We start from the raw sequence: 15,854 nt of genomic DNA, 5'->3' as shown, positions 1-15,854 counted from the left end.
CCCTTGGGGTACCTGAAGGATAGGGTTGCCGCCAAGACTGTCCTGTGCACCGAATTGCCACTTTGGCATGGGCGTCATGAGGGGGATATCCCTTTCGCTCAGAACTCTATTCAGGCTGGGTGCGAAGGATATTAGTTGTAAAACATACAGCTAAATTCTCCATTCTGCCATCTATTCCCCGACTAGTTGCACTATGTACATCTAAACGGCGCATTCTCCGATCCATTAAACCCATTCGTGAAAAAATACATGTAGGAAATACAACTAGTACGCCGAATTCGCCAGCTATGCTCAGATTTAATTGCACAAAATACAGCTACTTCTACGCAACACAGAGCCTGAGCGAAGGGGATAGCACACATAGACGCGGTTGCGCACATAGACGCGGTTGCGCACATAGACGCGGTAGCACACATAGACGAAATTACGACTCTACGCGTTAAAGCGGGATACAACGCACACGCCGCTGCGAACGCAGCAAAAAACCGGGCTCGCTTATCGACGCGAGCCCGGTTGATCCGCTTTATTTGTTTTTGGATAAAATCTTGTTGGCTTCCTCGCGGAACTTGGCCGCGCCTTGCTCCACGGTCAGCTTCTTATAGAGGATTTGCTCGGCCGTATCCTTCAGCAGCTTGTCGACCTCGACCGCTCCCACCGGGTTCGGAGGATCCATCTGGCTGCTGTTCTGCTCCGCCCAGGCAACGTAGTCGAATACCTTCGCCTGCTCCGGAGTCAGGCTCGGCTTCAAGGCTTCCTTCACCTTGGAGGATACCGGAACGCCGCGCTCGCCCATAATGATTTTGTTCGCTTCGATATCGTTGATCCAGAAATCGATGAATTTCGCGGCCTCTTCCTTGACCTTCGAGTTTTTGGAGATCGAGAAGTACATGCTCGGCTTCAGGAACAGCGCCTTGTTTTCATTCCAGCCCGGTACCGGCAAGATTTCGAACGGACGCTTCGCCACCGTGGACGACAGGATGTACTGGTTGGACCAGCCCCACGTGCTGACGGCGTTGCCCAATTCCAACTCTCCGTCCTCCGGAGTCCCTTTTTTCTGCGCCAGCTTGTCGAGCGACAGCAGGTTGCCATTGTTATACCAGGTCTGATACATCGTATAGAAATCAGTGAACAGCTGGTCGTCCGTATAGCCCAAGCCTTTGCCGTCCGCCGCGTACATATGCTGTCCCTTGCTTCTCAGATAGAACGGGAAGAACACGTCATGCCGAAGATCCTGCATCAGAATTTTGCCCTGCGACTTCATGATCGGACCGAGCTTCGTAAAGTCGTCCCACGTCCAATCCTGGCTCGGCATCGCGCCTCCCGCCTTCTCGAGCATATCCTTGTCGATTACGGCGAGCAGCGCATTGGAGCCCAGGTTCATCGCGAACAATTGATCGCCGAGCTTCCCGCCGGAGATGGAGGCTTCGCTGATGGAGCTGGTATCGATCGTGCCGTTCTGCGTATACGGCGTCAGATCCTCCAGTTGTCCGCGACCGCCGTATTGCGAAAGATAGGAGATATCCATCTGAATGACATCGGGGAGATTGCCGGCTGCCGCGTTCGGAGCGAGCTTCTTCCAGTGATCGTCGAAGGAAGCGTACTCGGGCTCTATCGTCACATGAGGATTCAACGACTGGTACAGCTCGATGACCTTCAGCGTGTAATCGTGGCGGGCTTGCCCGCCCCACCAGGCTACGCGAAGCTTCACCGGATCTTTTTTATCTCCCGAGGAAGCTGTCGGAGAGCCTTCCGGAGCGCTCGATGCCGACGAGGACGCGGGCGCGGAGCTGCTCCCCTCCTTGTCCTTGCTGGAGCCGCATCCGATAAGACTAATCATTAAAGCAAGCATGACGATACCCGTTAATGCTTTTTTCATTGCGAAGTCCTCCCCTGTTCGAATCGGTTGTGTTGATAGCACTTACATTTCCTATTATCAGCGGGATAGACCGAAATCGTAATTCAAAAAACCGTGCTGTTTGTTCAAAAAGCAGAGTTGTCCGTCTGCTTGGCATATTCGGAGGGGGTGCAGCCCATCTGTTTTTTGAACACCTGGCTGAAATATTGGGGATTATCGCCGAATCCGAGCAATTCCGCCATCTCGAAAATTTTAATTTCGGGATTGTCCGACCACAGCTCCGTCGCCTTTTTGACCCGGGCCTTCACGACGTAGTTGGAAAACTTCTCCCCCGTCTCCTTCTTGAACAGCTTGCCCAAATAGTCCGCGTTCATATAAAGCATCTCGCTGGCTACCAGATTAAGCGACAGCTCCGAGTTTCCGAGCTGGGCCTCGACAATGTCGATGACCTTGCGAACGATCGACGTAATCTTAACTACGTTGCGATCGTAATGATATTGCGCCAGCTCCCTTACCGTCTCCTCCAACGCCGCCTGCATCGCCTGCAGCGTGTCCATGCCGGCCAGCTCCGACATTTGGCGATAATAGCGATTCATCTGCTGCGGGTCGCCCAGACGAATCAGAGAGACGAACTGCTGAATGACGTAGGTTTTGGTCCTGTCGATGTCCAGTTGAGCCCGCTTGAGCCCTTGGATCAGGGAAGCCAACGCTTCCTCCGCTTCCTCCCGATGCCCGGATTGCACCGGCATCGTCAGCGCCTCGGTATCGAAGGAAAGCGCGTCCATCGCCTCCCCCTCCTGCTCGCCCGTGTCCTTGCGGGTAATGAGGCCGCCCTCGCCCAGATAGAACCGGTGGCTCAGACATCGCAGCGTTTCCTGATACAGCGCCCGCGCCTCCGTAATCCGGTTCGCTTCGCTCAAGGCGATCGTCGTATCTCTTTTGTAATAATGCCGGAAGGTGGCCCGGATTTCCCGAATCACACGGAACAGCTCCTCCGGCTCCAACGCATCCTCGATCAGAACGAGAACGTGGTCCCCGATCGTCGTGCTCAGCAGGGTCGTGGCCAGCAAGTCCTCGGCGATATTTTTGACCGCGAACAGATGCTCGAACTCTGCCGCCGTTCCTTCCAGCTGGAACAGCAGCAGTCGAACCGGACGCTCGAATTCGAATCCGAACAGCTTCCGGTAATAGTCCCAGTCCCGGCTGCCGTAGGTTTTGTTCGTCACGAACTCCTTGAGCACCTGATCTTTGACATGCGGCATGACCTTGGACAGTTCCTGCTTCATCTCGCCGACGAAACGCTCCCGGGCAATGTCCGAATCGAGCTCCGCTATTATCTCCGACAGCGCTTCTGATATTTTGAGCTCGTTGGTCGGCTTCAGCAAATAATGCTTAACCCCGTATTGCATCGCTTTGCTCGCATAATCAAACTCCCCGAAGCCCGATAACAGCGCAAAGCGAACGCCGGGAAAGTCCCGGCTGACGGCCGCGACCAGATCGAGCCCGTCCATCCCCGGCATCCGAATGTCGCTGATCACGATATCCGGAGCCAACTCCTTGATCCGTTCGTAAGCATCGACGCCATTAGCCGCCGTGCCGACCAGCTCCGTGCCGAGCGAGCGCCAATCGATCATCTGCGAGATTCCGTCCAGAATGATTTTTTCGTCGTCCACGAGCAATACCTTGTACATCCCTTATTCCTCCTCTTCCGGCGGCAGTTCGACGATGACCCGGGTTCCCTTACCCGGAGCGCTGTCGATCCGCAGACCGTATTGCTCGCCGAACGCCAGCTTGATGCGATCGTCGATATTCAGCATGCCGATGCCCGTGCCTCTCGTCTTCAGCTCGCCGCTCCTCAGTCTCTCCAGCACGTCGGGGGGCATGCCCGGGCCGTCGTCCTCCACGGAAATGCACAGCCGGTCGGCGGTTAGCTCCGCCCGAACGACAATGCGGCTCCTCCCGATCGTCGGTTCAAGCGCATAGTGAATCGCGTTTTCCAGGAGCGGCTGCAGCGTCAGCTTCGGCAGCCTGCGGCTCAGCAAGCCGCTCGGCGCCTCAAGCTCGAAGTCCAGGCGTTCGTCGAAACGAATCTTCTGAATGGTTACGTAGCTTACGACGACCTCCAGCTCCTCCGCCAGCGTCAGAATCTCTTCCTTCATGCTGATGGAGTTGCGCAGCAGGAACGCCAGCGACTCCACCATGTTCGAGATTTTTTCCTGCTTGTTCACCTTCGCCAGCCAGTTGATCGACTCAAGCGTGTTGTACAAAAAGTGGGGATTTATCTGCGCCTGAAGCGCTTTGAATTCCGTTTCCTTGATCAGCAGCCGATTGGCGTAATTTTCGGTAATCAGCGTATTGATCCGCTCGACCATCAGACGGAACGTCCGATGCAGCAGCCCCATCTCGTCCATCGACATCGGCGTATCGTCCGGCGTTTGCAGATGAGCTTCCGCGAAGTTTCCCTTCTCGGCCAGCTTCATGCGCGCAATTAGCTTGTCGATGGGACGGGTCAGACTTCGCGAGAAGCGGATGCCCGCCGGAATAACCAGCAGGAAGATGCCGATAAACACGATGACGACCAGTTCCTTGATGAAAATAACCCGCTCGAAAATTTGATTGAACGGCGTAATGTTCAAATAGGTCCAACCGGTGTTCGAGGAGCCGATATAAGATATAAAATACGTATGGCTGGAGATGCTTTGCGTGAAATAGCCCTTGGAGGCGCGAAGCGAGCCGGCAACCTCACCAGGACTAAACAGCGGCTCCTGCGGGTAGATGACGCCTTCCCCGGAGAACAGGATCAGGTCCCCTTCGCCGGTCGAAAACTGCTGAACGATCTTCCCGATGTTCACCCGAATCAGCAGCGTCCCAAGATAATCCAGGTCGAAATTCGTGTTGTTGAACGAACGGATTTCCCTTGCCGAGATCAGCGCCGGATCCTCCGCATCCGGGTAAAACCAGCGCATGTCGCCTTCCGCTTCTCTCGCAAGCCGCTGAATGCGCTCGCTCTTCGCGGGCTGAACCGCCGTAACGTTGCCCGCTCCGTTCTCCTTGCCCCGCGAATCGAACAATTGAATCGAATAGATGGAGGGCTCCGAGCCTGCGTAAGTGAGCAGCCTGTCGATGACCTTCTGGCGCAAAATATGCAGATCGTACTCGGACTCCGCTTTATTAATGGCCTGAAGCTGGTTCTGAAGCTGAATGTCCGCGATAATGTCGTAGGACATCTGCTCGATCCGCCCCAGCTTCGTCTCGATGGCGGCGGACGACAGATTCAGCACTTGCGATGACTTATCGTACAGTTGCTGATCATAGATCGAGAAGGCGTACTGCTGGACAAGAAAAGTAAACGTGAACGTAACCGCAATTATGCTCGCGAACAGGATGGACAGCTTGTTCTTGATCTTCATATGCCGAAAAAAACGGAACCCTCTCTGCATCTCCATCGCCAGCCCCTCCGTCATAAAAATGAAGTGTAGAAATTATGACACTCGCGAGGGTTCATGTAAAGCGGTTTCATTCCGTCCGGACAGACTCAGCGCAAGTACATCGACAGCGGCCACAGCCCCGCCTCGCGTATGCCTTCCGTCACAAGCTCCGCAAGCCTTGCCGCACCCTCTTCCTGAAAGTGGGTATTATCCTCGATCCCCCCGGGAAAGTTCGCGAATTCGCCCGGGGCCCCGTGCATGAAGATCGCCTCGGTCCCCTGCGGTCCGACCCTCTCGAACAGCGCCTTGCTCTTCGCCCCCAGGTCGATGACCGGGACCCCTTGCTCGGCGCCCAACTGCCGAACCGCTTCCAGATACGCTCCGTGCGTATCCCGGATCGTGCCGTCCGCCTCATGGTAGCGTCGGTGAACCGAGGTAATCAATACCGGCTTGGCGCCCCTTGAACGGGCATCCTCGATATACCGCTTCAGATATTCGCGGTAAGTGCTGTCCGGGTCCGTATGACGCGCCTCGTCCGGCTTCTGATCATTATGGCCGAATTGAATAAAGACGTAATCGTCGGCCTTGACCCGGCGCAACGCGGCTTCCCAGCGGCCTTCGTCGATAAAGCTCTTCGAGCTTCTTCCCGAAGCCGCATGATTGTCCACGATCACGTCATGCTTGAGCAGATAAGGCAGCACCTGCCCCCAGCCCGCATAGGGATAGCCGTCCGCAGGCTGGTCCGCTACCGTTGAATCGCCCGCCAGATGCAGCGCGATAGCATTCGGAGCGGCGACAAGCTCCAGCGCGTTGATTCGCGGCGCAGGGCCCGAGAAGACAAGCTCCAGAAAGCCCTCGCTCACATGCGCGCCTAAGGTCACCCGCGCGAATTGACCCGCAGGCACGCTGTAACGGCGAAGCAGCAGACGGCCGGGAGCGGCCTTGACCGTCATGCAGGTCGGCAGAATCCAGTCTCCCATTAGCAGCGTCGCCGTATAGCTTCCGCTTGGCACATCCACGCGAAAAGCGGCGTCCGCGGGAATGCACAAATCCCGCTTCAGCTTGCCGGGCTCCAGCCGATCGCGGGCAGTGACCATTCCGCCCTCCGTAAAGCCGTAGCCCCGGCCGGGATCATATGCGCAATCGGCGGTTACTTTCACGTAGCCCGATTCGGCATCGCATAGGCCGAAATCGAATTTCCACTCCGTCCTTGTCACAGGCGAATCCCTCCCTTAAGATTATCCTTTCGCCGCAAGTAAAAACGGCTTCGCCGTCCTTGGGGACGGCGGCAAACGTTTTGTATCGAGCTATCGGACGGGATAAGAAGTCTAAATTTTATGCTTTCTGATATTGTAAAAGAAAACCCGGATAATCGACGACTCGATTATCCGGGTTAATTGTTTAAAATTCAGGGGGCTTGCCGGGAGCGCCGAATCGAGGCGTGCCATCCTCGTTCCAGCCCAGCCTCTGGGCGCGCGCATGACGATTCGGATCATAGAGCGGGTCTCCGGCAATTTCCTTATAATCCCTCGCGTGATAGACCAGCACATCGGTCGCTCCGTCCTCGGACACCGTAAAGCAATTGTGCCCCGGTCCGTATTGCCCCGTCTCTTCGTTCGTCGCGAAGACCGGCTCGGCCGACTTGCTCCAGGAGGCGGGAAGGAGCAGATCGCTCTCTTCGTCGGCCCACAGCAGGCCCATACAGTAATTATGATCCGTCGCACTGGCCGAATAGCTAATGTAAATTTTGCCGTTGCGCTTCAGAACCGCCGCCCCTTCGTTGACGCGAAACCCGATGATCTCCCAATCGTACTCGGGCGTCGATATCCTGATCTGCTCACTTCGGAGCGTCCAGGGATTGCTCATCGCGGCAATATACAAATTCGAGTTGCCGGGAATGTCCGGGTCCTTCTGCGCCCAGACGAGATAGCGCTCGCCGCGATGCTCGAACGTCGTAGCGTCCAAAGCGAACGTCTCCCATCGCGTCGCGATCTGCCCCTTCTCCTGCCACCGACCGTTCGTCGGATCGGCCGATTCGTTCTCCAGCACGTACATGCGATGATCGAACAGCCCTTCGTTGGTCTCGCTCGTATGAGCGGCGGCGAAGTAGATGTACCATTTTCCGGCGATAAAATGAATTTCCGGCGCCCATATGTTGGCGCTGAGCGGGCCGCTCTCGCGCTTCCGCCAGCACACGACGGGACGCTCCGAAGCCAGCCCTTCAAGCGTAGCCGATCTGCGCAGCTCGATCCGGTCGTACTCCGGGACAGAGGCGGTAAAGTAATAAAAGCCGTCCGTATGCCTGTAAACCCAAGGGTCCGCGCGCTGCTCCACAAGCGGATTGCGGTAGTCGACCGCCGCGCCTTCCGGACTCGGATTGCGGTTTTTTGCGTTATTCACGTTGCAACACCCTGCCTGTCTTCTGTTTTTAGTTGTCCTCGTACGGGTCAGCCTTTAACGCCGCCAACGGTCAAACCGGAAATAAAGAACCTCTGGAAAAATACGAACAGCGCCAGAATCGGCAGGATCGCCATCACCGAGCCTGCGATCAGCACCTGATAGTTGTTGCCGTAGGGCGTCATTAGCGTGCTCAGGCCGATCGGTATCGTCAGCATATCGTTCGTTCTCAGCACCAGCATCGGCCACAGGAAATTGTTCCAGTTGCCCAGCGCGATCAGAATCGTCATCGCCCCGAACGCGGGGATCATCAGAGGAACAAAAATACGGAAAAACATGCCGTACTCCGTGCAGCCGTCGATTCTCCCTGCATCCATGAAGTCCTTAGGCAAGCTGCTGGCGTATTGCCGAAAGAAAAAAGTCGGCAGCGGCGCTACGGCGAAAGGCAAAATAACCCCCTGCAGCGTATTGATCATTTTGAATTGGATCATCAGCTTGTAGAGCGGCAGCATGATAATTTCAGTCGGCACCATCATGACGAGCAATATCGCAACGAAAATCACGTTCTTCAGCCTGAATTCGTACATCGCCAGGCCATAGCCGACGAAGGCCGACAAGAGCAGCGATACCACGGTAGCCAGAAGCGTAATCACCAGACTATTCTTGAACCAGGTAAAATACGTATTCGCCGATTCGGTGAACAGGGAACGATAGTTATCGAACGTAAACAGCTTCCAATCGATGCTATAACTGAGCCCCGAGCTGATAGCCAGCTTGGCCGGCTTGAAGGAAGCCACGAGAATGGCATAAAACGGCGTCAGAACCGCAAGCATGACAAGGATGAACAGCAACAGCATCAGCAGAGAAGAAGGGGTTAGCTTTCTTTTGTCCACCGCCGGTCAGTCCTCCTTCTTGAAAAGCCCGAATACTTTCAGTTGAATCAGGTTCAGCACGAGCATTAAGATCAGCAGGGCCAGACCGATCGCGGAGCCGAGCCCCATGTTGTTCTGCTCAAAGCCTTGCTGGTAGATGTAGCCGACCATAGTGAGCCCCATGTCCTTCGGGGAGCGGTTGCCGCTCCATAGCGTGAAGCTTTCGATGAACATGGACAATCCGCCGAAGATGCTGATCGTCAGCACGTATATGGAGACCGGCTTCAGCATCGGAACGGTAATCCTCATGAACTTCTGCCACGCTGTCGCGCCGTCTATCTCGGCCGATTCGTAGACCTCCTGCGGAATGCTCTGCAGGCCGGACAGAAAGTAAACAATATTGACGCCCAACCAGCGCCATGTCGCCAGCAATACGAGGGACAGCATGCCCAGTCGGGAGTCCGCCAGCCATTTCTGCGGCTCGATGCCGAACAGCCCGATCACCTGGTTCATGATCGCGCCGTCGGACTGACCCAGCATCAGCCGGAAAATCGTGCCCGCTACGACAATGGAGACCAGCGCAGGCACAAAAAACGTGGAACGGAATACTTTTTTGAACGGCAGCGCGCTCGAATTCAGCATAACCGCGAACACGAGCGGCACCGGAATAAGCACGATCAGCGTCAGAGCGGTATAGAGCAGGCTATTGAAGATCGCTCTGTAGAAATGCTTGTTCAGCAGATTTTCGTAGTTTTCAAACCCGATGTATCGGGTGGCCCCCGGCAATACCTCCTGAAAGCTCATCCGAATCGTCGACGCGACCGGATAAGCGAAAAAAATCAGGAAGGTGAGAATGAACGGCAGCGCGTATACGTAAGGCGCGATGCTTCGGCTGTACAGAATGCCGGCTTTTCTCGGCGCGGGCGCTTTCGCGATCGCGGCGCGATTCGGTTGATTCACGGCGCTGCTCTCCTCTCGGGAAAGAACCACTAGCCAGGCTGAACCCAGCGAGGCTAGTGATCCTTATCGATATTTGGATTATCTGACCTCGTCCGCCACTTCCTTCAGCACCTTCGCAGGGTCCTCCAGATCGTTGATCGTGCGGAACATTGCCGACCGCTTGACGGCATCGATAATCGCAGGCGTCTTCTCGCCGATGTTGACCGGCTTGATCTCGTCCTTGATCTGGGACAGCATTGTGAATATGCCGTCGCCGAAGTACTCCGTGAACTTGTTCGGCTGGTTCAATTCAGGCAGGGTCCACACTTCCGAGCGGATCGGGTCGAAGCCGAGCTCCGTCCACAGCGCAATGTTCCCTTCCTTGGACAATTTCGCGAACGCCAGAAATTCCTTGGCGACGTCCTGTACTTTGGATTGCTGCGTAATTACCGTACCCGTACCGCCCATGCCCGCTGAACGCGCGCCGCCCGCCGTCCAGGCCGGCATCGGCTTAATGACCATTTTGCCTTTCAGCTCCGGCATATTGTCGATAAATCGGCCCATGTACCACATCGGCATCCAGATGGAGGCCGCTCCTCCCTGGTTCATGAACGCCCAATATTCCTCGGAGTGATGGAATCCGCCCGGAGTCGGCACGGCGATCTTCTCCTTGACCAGATCCTGCAAATATTGAAGCGTCTTGATGTTGGTCTCGCTGTCCAGCGTCACGCCGCCGTCCTTGCCGAGGAAATCTCCGTCCTGCTGCGCGATCAGAGGCCATAGAGACCAGTGCTCGGTCGTTTCGATCGTCGTCATGGGCACGCCGGCCTTCTCGAGCACGGCTTTGCCGGCCGCTTTGTAGTCGTCCCATGTTTTGATGTCGTCCGGATTTACGCCGGCCTTGTCGAGAATTTCTTTGTTGTAATAGATAACGGCCGCTCCGACGTGATAATCGATGCCGTAATAATTGCCGTCTTTGGCGTAAATATCGAAGCGGGATTTGACGAGATTGCCCAGCTCCGGCTCCACAATATCGTTCAGCGGCGCAAGCTGAGGCGTGCCCTTCAAGTAATTGGCGAATTTGCTGATCTCGATGTCCGCCATGTCCGGAGCGCCTACTCCCGTCTGCAAGGCGACCAGCAGCTTGTTGTGCACGTCGTCGTAAGGGAACGTGCTGCCCTCAAGCTCGATCGGCTTGTCCGGATGCTGCTTGTTCCATCTGTTCGCCATTTCCTCGTAATACTTCTGATGAAGCTCCTGAAACGTCCAAAACACGATTTTGGTCGCATCGCCGCCTGCCGCGGTCTTGCTGGCGGTTCCGCTTGCGGACGGAGATTCCGAAGATGAGGCCCCGTTGCCTCCGCTGCACGCCGTAAGCGCTATCATTGCGGACAAAAGAAATGAGAAAACTGCAAATCTGGTTTTGCGCATTCTGTTTCCCCCGTTCATTCTCAGTTTAATTAAATTGTTTTATATTTTACTGAAACAATTTATGGATTTATGATACTGGATTCCTTTATTTGTTGTCAACGCCTATTTTGAATGCGGTTACTTTTGAGTGAACCTTGCTTCAACAGTCGGAAAAATCATAGAAAGTACGCGACATTTCGGGATTCTCCAGCCCGACTTGATCCCGTATGACGCTCAGCTCAGGGTATCGTTCATATAGTTTAATAAAAGCTAAAAACCATAGGAGAGAAGTTTAGCTTATTCGACATGAACATTTCTATATCATTTTAGATCAATGTATAATAAATGCCGCTTTTATGATAAGCTGTACATAGAACCGAACCTTTTCGGAAAGGATTTTACGATTATGATTCATATTAAAGAGCTGCGATCCGGACTTAGTATTTTCAAAGCGCTCAGTTCGGAGATTCGAATTCAAATTTTGGAGCTGCTGGCCGAACACCAGACGTTGAATCTCAACGATCTGGCCACGAAGCTGAACCTGACCAACGGCGCCATTACGATGCATATCAAGAAGCTTGAGGAGAGCGGACTGATCGAGATCAACACCGTCGTAGGCAAGCACGGCTTGCAGAAGATGTGTTATTTGAACGAGGAGCAGCTGATGGTGGAGCTGCGCACGAAGGAGGTCGGCAACCGCTACGAGGTCGAGGTGAAGGCCGGCCATTACAGCAACTATCACGCTGTGCCGACATGCGGTCTAGCCACCAAGGACAGCATCATCGGAGACTTCGACGATCCGCGGTATTTCGCCGATCCCCAGAGGGTGGACGCCGAGATCATCTGGCTGTCGGAGGGCTATCTGGAATATCGCATCCCGAACTATTTGAAACCGAACCAGGAGTTTCAGGAGCTGCAGTTTTCTCTTGAGCTAAGCTCCGAGGCCCCGGGATTCGCGGACAACTGGCCGTCCGACATTTATTTCTATGTCAACGAGATCGAAATCGGCTCATGGACAAGCCCGGGCGACTTCGGAGACAAGAAGGGCGCCTTCAATCCGGACTGGTGGCCGCCCCATCTGAACCAATACGGCATGCTTAAGCTGATTAGAATCAATCGGGACGGAAGCTTCATCGACGGATGCCGGATTTCCGACGTGAATCTGGAGCAGATTAATCTGGACTACAAGAGCAACATCCGGTTTAAGCTCGCGGTCGACGAGAAATCGAAGAACAAGCGGGGGTTGACCGTATACGGCAAGCATTTCGGCAACTACAATCAGGACATTCTCATCAGGGTTCTCTATAAGGATTTGCATTAATGCCGTAACAAGCAAGGGCTGCCGGAATCCGGACAGCCCTTGCCTGTTATTGACACATCCCGTCGCCTCCATTAAACTTAAACTAAATCTAATTAAAAGGGGATGAAGGCTATGCGAAAAGCGGGCGCCATGACCGTGCAGCGTCAAACGATCTACGATCTGCTGGCCGCGGCCGACGACCATCCTACCGCCTCCGATATCATCGAAAGGCTGAAAGCCGGCGGCCATCATTTCGCTTACGCGACCGTATACAATACGTTGAAATACTTGACGGAGGAGGGGCTCATCCACGAGCTCAAGCTTGAAGGAGACGCCTGCCGTTACGATGCCCGCACCGAGGAGCATCAACATATCATCTGCACCTCCTGCGGCAAGGTCGACGAGGTATTCGCAGCTACGCCGCCGGAGTGGCTGGAATCGATCGCCGCGCAAACCGGCTACGACATCATGGATATGCAGCATGTGTTCAGGGGGGTGTGCCGAACATGCAGGAACGCGAACAGCTCCGCCCATTGACCGAAGATGCCGTTCCGATCGACCGCTTCACCAGCTCGCAGACATTGCCCGAGGAAGGGGAATATTGCGAGATCACCGATCGGATTCTGATCGTCAGCCCGCGCCCGGCCGCTCTGCGCGCGCTCGTGGCCGAGCTCGCCCGGCGCTGCTACGATGTCTTGCTCCTGCACCATGCCGACGATCCGCTTCTCAGCATGATTCCGGGCAATATCGTCGTCATGGACCGTACGGTAGACCAGCCTGCGGCAACGACGGCCGCCTGGTCGGACGGCGGAGCCTCTCCCGTTCTCGCGCTCGTTAGCCAGGGCGAGACCGAAGCGGCCCGGCCAGGAGAGGAAACGGCCGTCTGGCCCGGTCCGATAGAGGAGATCGTCGCCAAGATTCACCAGCTGGCCGATAAGCGCTTGCCGCAGACGGAAGCTTCGCGCGTGACCGTCTTCAAGGATCTCGCGCTCGATCCGGACCGAATGACGGTCAGCCGCAGCGGCGTCAAGGTGGAATTGACGAAGACGGAATACGATCTTCTGCGGGCGATCGTAGGAGCCGGCGGCAAGGTGATGACTCGCCAGGAGCTGATGAACGCCGTGTGGGGAGAAACCTATTTCGGCGGCAGCAACGCGATCGATGTCCACATTCGCAGCCTGCGCAGCAAGCTGGAGGACGACCCGCGCCAGCCGCGTTATATTGCGACCGTCAGAGGCGCCGGTTACCGGCTGGCCGATTCTTGACGTCATGAAGGACCGCTACCCGATGAGAATCGAGTCGCGGTCCTTCGCATGTTCATTCCTGGTGCGGCAAGTGCTCCAATTTGTCGGGATTGACCACGAGATACAGCTCGGCGATGGCGTCCTCTTCCATACGAAAGGTCAGAACGCTGTTCGGCCGAGCCCCGATTGAGGTGACGATGCCGGGCTGACCGTTGATCTGGACTATGCGGTAAGAGAAATCGGGCGGCGCTTTGCCGAGCACTCCGAGCAGGAAGGCCGCAATACGCTCCGCTCCCCGAATCGGATGGACAGCGGCCGTGACCTTGCCGCCCCCGTCGGAATACAGGGCGGCCTCCCGTTTCAGCAGCTCGACCAGCAGCCCCGGCTGGCCTCCCGTCAGCGCCGCGACGAACTGATCGACCCGTTTCGCAAGCGTCTCCGCTCCCGGGCCGGGCGCTGCCGGCCGTTCAGACAGTCCCGATACGGCTTTCCTTGCGCGGCGGAAAATTTGCCGGCAATTCGCCTGGCTCTTGCCCACGATCCCGGCAATCTCTTCGTAGTCGTATTGAAGCGCCTCCCGAAGAATAAACACCGCCCTCTCCGCCCAGGTCAGCTGCTGCAGCAGCAGCAAATAGGCGGTGGAGAGCGTTTCCTTGCGCAGATAAGCCTCCCCCGGCCCATCCGCGTCGGGAAGCTCGCTCAGCAGCGGGGCAGGCAGCCACGGGCCGACATAGAGCTCCCGCGACTTAGCGGAGCCGCGTAGGCGATCGATACAGCGGTAGGTTGTCATTTTGCACAGATAAGCCTTCGGATTGCGCACTTGCTCCCCTTCCCGCTCATTCCAGGACAGGAAGACCTCCTGGACAATGTCCTCTGCATCCATGACGCTGCCAAGCATGCGATATGCGATCCCGAACAGCAGCGGCTTATACGTCTCGTAATCCGCCTCCGCCGACTGCGTCTGCGTGCCTTCCACACGATCCCCCCCTCTCGCCATTATGCTCCCGATCCGACCGAGACAGCCTCGCGAAGCCGCCAGTCTCCCGTCGCAACGAGACGCGCCGCCCGAAGAGCGCTCGCAGCCGCGGCATCGACCAACAGCTCGCCATGACTAGCCCAATCGCCGGCTACGCAGAGCCCTCGAATCTCCGGCACTTCCGGCCCCGCATCGGGAAAGGTGCGGCCAATGTGGGGATAATCATGCACTACGGCGATATTCGGCAAGTATTGCCGTGCGGCAACCTCCTTCTCCCATCCCGGGTGAAGCAAGCTCATCGTTTGCTCCAGTTGCCGCTCGTCAGCCTTGGCGTCCTGTCCGCCAAGGCCGTTATACTTCATGACATGTACGACAATTGTACCATTCTCGCTTAGCCGCGCCACTCTTGAATGGTGAGCGAAGAAAATCGGCCGATCCAGCCCGATGGCCAGATGGCGATCCGCGGTCGGAAGCCTGCGCAGAGCCAGATCCAGGCTTGCCGCATACATCGGCCTCGCTTCCTCCTTCCACCGGCGCAGCGCCGTCCCTTCCGCTCCCGGCGTCATGGCGAATGTCGCGGCGGGCGAAGCCGTGCTGATTACAGCCGCAGCCGCGATCTCCGCTCCGTCGGCGCAGCGAACTCCGATCGTCGCCCCCCGTTCATGGCGAATTTCCTGCACGGACGCGCCGGAATGAATCCTAACGCCGAGGGCCGCAGCCTTGTCGCGAAGCTGATCGACGATCGACTGCCAGCCCCCGTCCACATACTTCACGCCCCCTGCTTTCAACGAGCGTCGCACTTGCTTCAAAGCCGGTCCGGCGCTCTGATAATCGGGATCCTGCGTATAGGTCGCCGTCCGGCACAAGGCGTAAAAAATGTGACGAACCATCGGGTCCCCGATCTCTCTTTCGGCCCATTCCCGCAAGCTCACGGCGCGCAGCCCGACGTCATCCGCCTTGGCTATTTTCAGCAGCAGACGAACCAGCCTTCCTTTCCCTAACCAGCCCAGCAGCTTCGAGGACAGAAGGGACAGAGGATCGCCGGGCAGCGGCGCAAGCTGCCCATTCCATATGGCCGTCCCCTTCGCGGCGGGAGAGCCTCCAGTGAGCTTTAAGCCATACCGCCGAAATAATCGGTCCGCTTCCCCGCCCGCATACAGCGCATGTCCTCCCAGGTTGAACAAGGCTCCGTTCTTGTTCACCGTCATCGCCCTGCCGCCCAGCTTGCCGGATTTCTCCAGCACAAGCGCCGTCTTCCCCGCTTCCGCCAATTCGATGGCCGCGATCAGCCCCGCCAGTCCTCCGCCGATGATTACTGCGTCATATCTCCTCATTCTCCTCGACCTCCAATCGTTATCGTACCCGCGTAAAGCCGCACCCCAAGCCTGCTTCATCCAGAGAGGTTCGGCTTATACAGGTAAGTCGAACCAGAG

Annotated in this window: 13 protein-coding genes; 3 read left to right on the top strand and 10 right to left on the bottom strand. The window is 56.4% G+C overall.

Annotation, left to right across the window (positions count from 1 at the left end):
- Positions 1-523: 523 nt before the first annotated feature.
- From ACFO1S_RS02360 to ACFO1S_RS02325, 8 genes are all read right to left on the bottom strand, one after another.
- Positions 524-1,876, bottom strand: a complete 1,353-nt coding sequence (locus ACFO1S_RS02360) for an ABC transporter substrate-binding protein (RefSeq protein ID WP_204600842.1) — start codon at positions 1,874-1,876, stop codon at positions 524-526.
- Between the two features lie 104 nt (positions 1,877-1,980).
- Positions 1,981-3,546: a response regulator transcription factor gene (locus tag ACFO1S_RS02355; protein WP_204600843.1), complete on the bottom strand. Its 1,566-nt coding sequence runs from the start codon at positions 3,544-3,546 to the stop codon at positions 1,981-1,983.
- Between the two features lie 3 nt (positions 3,547-3,549).
- Positions 3,550-5,301 carry a cache domain-containing sensor histidine kinase gene (locus ACFO1S_RS02350; RefSeq protein WP_378126167.1) on the bottom strand — a complete coding sequence of 584 codons (1,752 nt, stop codon included), beginning with the start codon at positions 5,299-5,301 and terminating at the stop codon, positions 3,550-3,552.
- Between the two features lie 89 nt (positions 5,302-5,390).
- Complete coding sequence (locus tag ACFO1S_RS02345; protein ID WP_204600844.1) at positions 5,391-6,500, bottom strand: rhamnogalacturonan acetylesterase; 1,110 nt, start codon at positions 6,498-6,500, stop codon at positions 5,391-5,393.
- A 184-nt stretch (positions 6,501-6,684) separates the two neighbouring features.
- A complete protein-coding gene (locus ACFO1S_RS02340; RefSeq protein WP_204600845.1) occupies positions 6,685-7,683 on the bottom strand; it encodes a glycoside hydrolase family 43 protein in 999 nt (332 codons plus the stop codon).
- Positions 7,684-7,730: 47 nt separating this feature from the next.
- Positions 7,731-8,537 carry a carbohydrate ABC transporter permease gene (locus tag ACFO1S_RS02335; protein WP_204601057.1) on the bottom strand — a complete coding sequence of 269 codons (807 nt, stop codon included), beginning with the start codon at positions 8,535-8,537 and terminating at the stop codon, positions 7,731-7,733.
- 42 nt (positions 8,538-8,579) lie between these two features.
- The gene (locus ACFO1S_RS02330) at positions 8,580-9,488 is read right to left on the bottom strand and encodes a carbohydrate ABC transporter permease (protein WP_378126281.1); all 909 of its coding nucleotides are present in this window, start codon (positions 9,486-9,488) and stop codon (positions 8,580-8,582) included.
- Between the two features lie 102 nt (positions 9,489-9,590).
- Positions 9,591-10,922 carry an ABC transporter substrate-binding protein gene (locus tag ACFO1S_RS02325; protein WP_204600847.1) on the bottom strand — a complete coding sequence of 444 codons (1,332 nt, stop codon included), beginning with the start codon at positions 10,920-10,922 and terminating at the stop codon, positions 9,591-9,593.
- Between the two features lie 385 nt (positions 10,923-11,307).
- Here ACFO1S_RS02325 and ACFO1S_RS02320 point away from each other — a divergent pair, with 385 nt between their 5' ends.
- The 3 genes from ACFO1S_RS02320 to ACFO1S_RS02310 all read left to right on the top strand — a co-directional run bounded on the left by ACFO1S_RS02320 (position 11,308) and on the right by ACFO1S_RS02310 (position 13,466).
- Complete coding sequence (locus tag ACFO1S_RS02320; protein WP_204600848.1) at positions 11,308-12,222, top strand: ArsR/SmtB family transcription factor; 915 nt, start codon at positions 11,308-11,310, stop codon at positions 12,220-12,222.
- Positions 12,223-12,333: 111 nt separating this feature from the next.
- The gene (locus ACFO1S_RS02315) at positions 12,334-12,738 is read left to right on the top strand and encodes a Fur family transcriptional regulator (protein WP_204600849.1); all 405 of its coding nucleotides are present in this window, start codon (positions 12,334-12,336) and stop codon (positions 12,736-12,738) included.
- Positions 12,708-13,466 (top strand): winged helix-turn-helix transcriptional regulator, encoded by a 759-nt coding sequence (locus tag ACFO1S_RS02310; RefSeq protein WP_204600850.1) that lies wholly within the window; start codon positions 12,708-12,710, stop codon positions 13,464-13,466. Before ACFO1S_RS02315 ends, ACFO1S_RS02310 begins: the two co-directional genes overlap by 31 nt.
- Before the next feature lie 52 nt (positions 13,467-13,518).
- Here the strand turns inward: ACFO1S_RS02310 and ACFO1S_RS02305 are convergent, their stop codons facing one another.
- Positions 13,519-14,421, bottom strand: a complete 903-nt coding sequence (locus ACFO1S_RS02305) for an RNA polymerase sigma-70 factor (protein WP_378126163.1) — start codon at positions 14,419-14,421, stop codon at positions 13,519-13,521.
- Between the two features lie 20 nt (positions 14,422-14,441).
- A complete protein-coding gene (locus ACFO1S_RS02300) occupies positions 14,442-15,755 on the bottom strand; it encodes a phytoene desaturase family protein (protein WP_204600852.1) in 1,314 nt (437 codons plus the stop codon).
- Positions 15,756-15,854 lie beyond the last annotated feature (99 nt).

Source organism: Cohnella boryungensis (assembly GCF_042651945.1).
GTDB lineage: Bacteria > Bacillota > Bacilli > Paenibacillales > Paenibacillaceae > Cohnella > Cohnella boryungensis.
The sequence above is the reverse complement of the archived record's forward strand: the minus strand, read 5'-3'. Positions and strand labels throughout refer to the sequence as shown.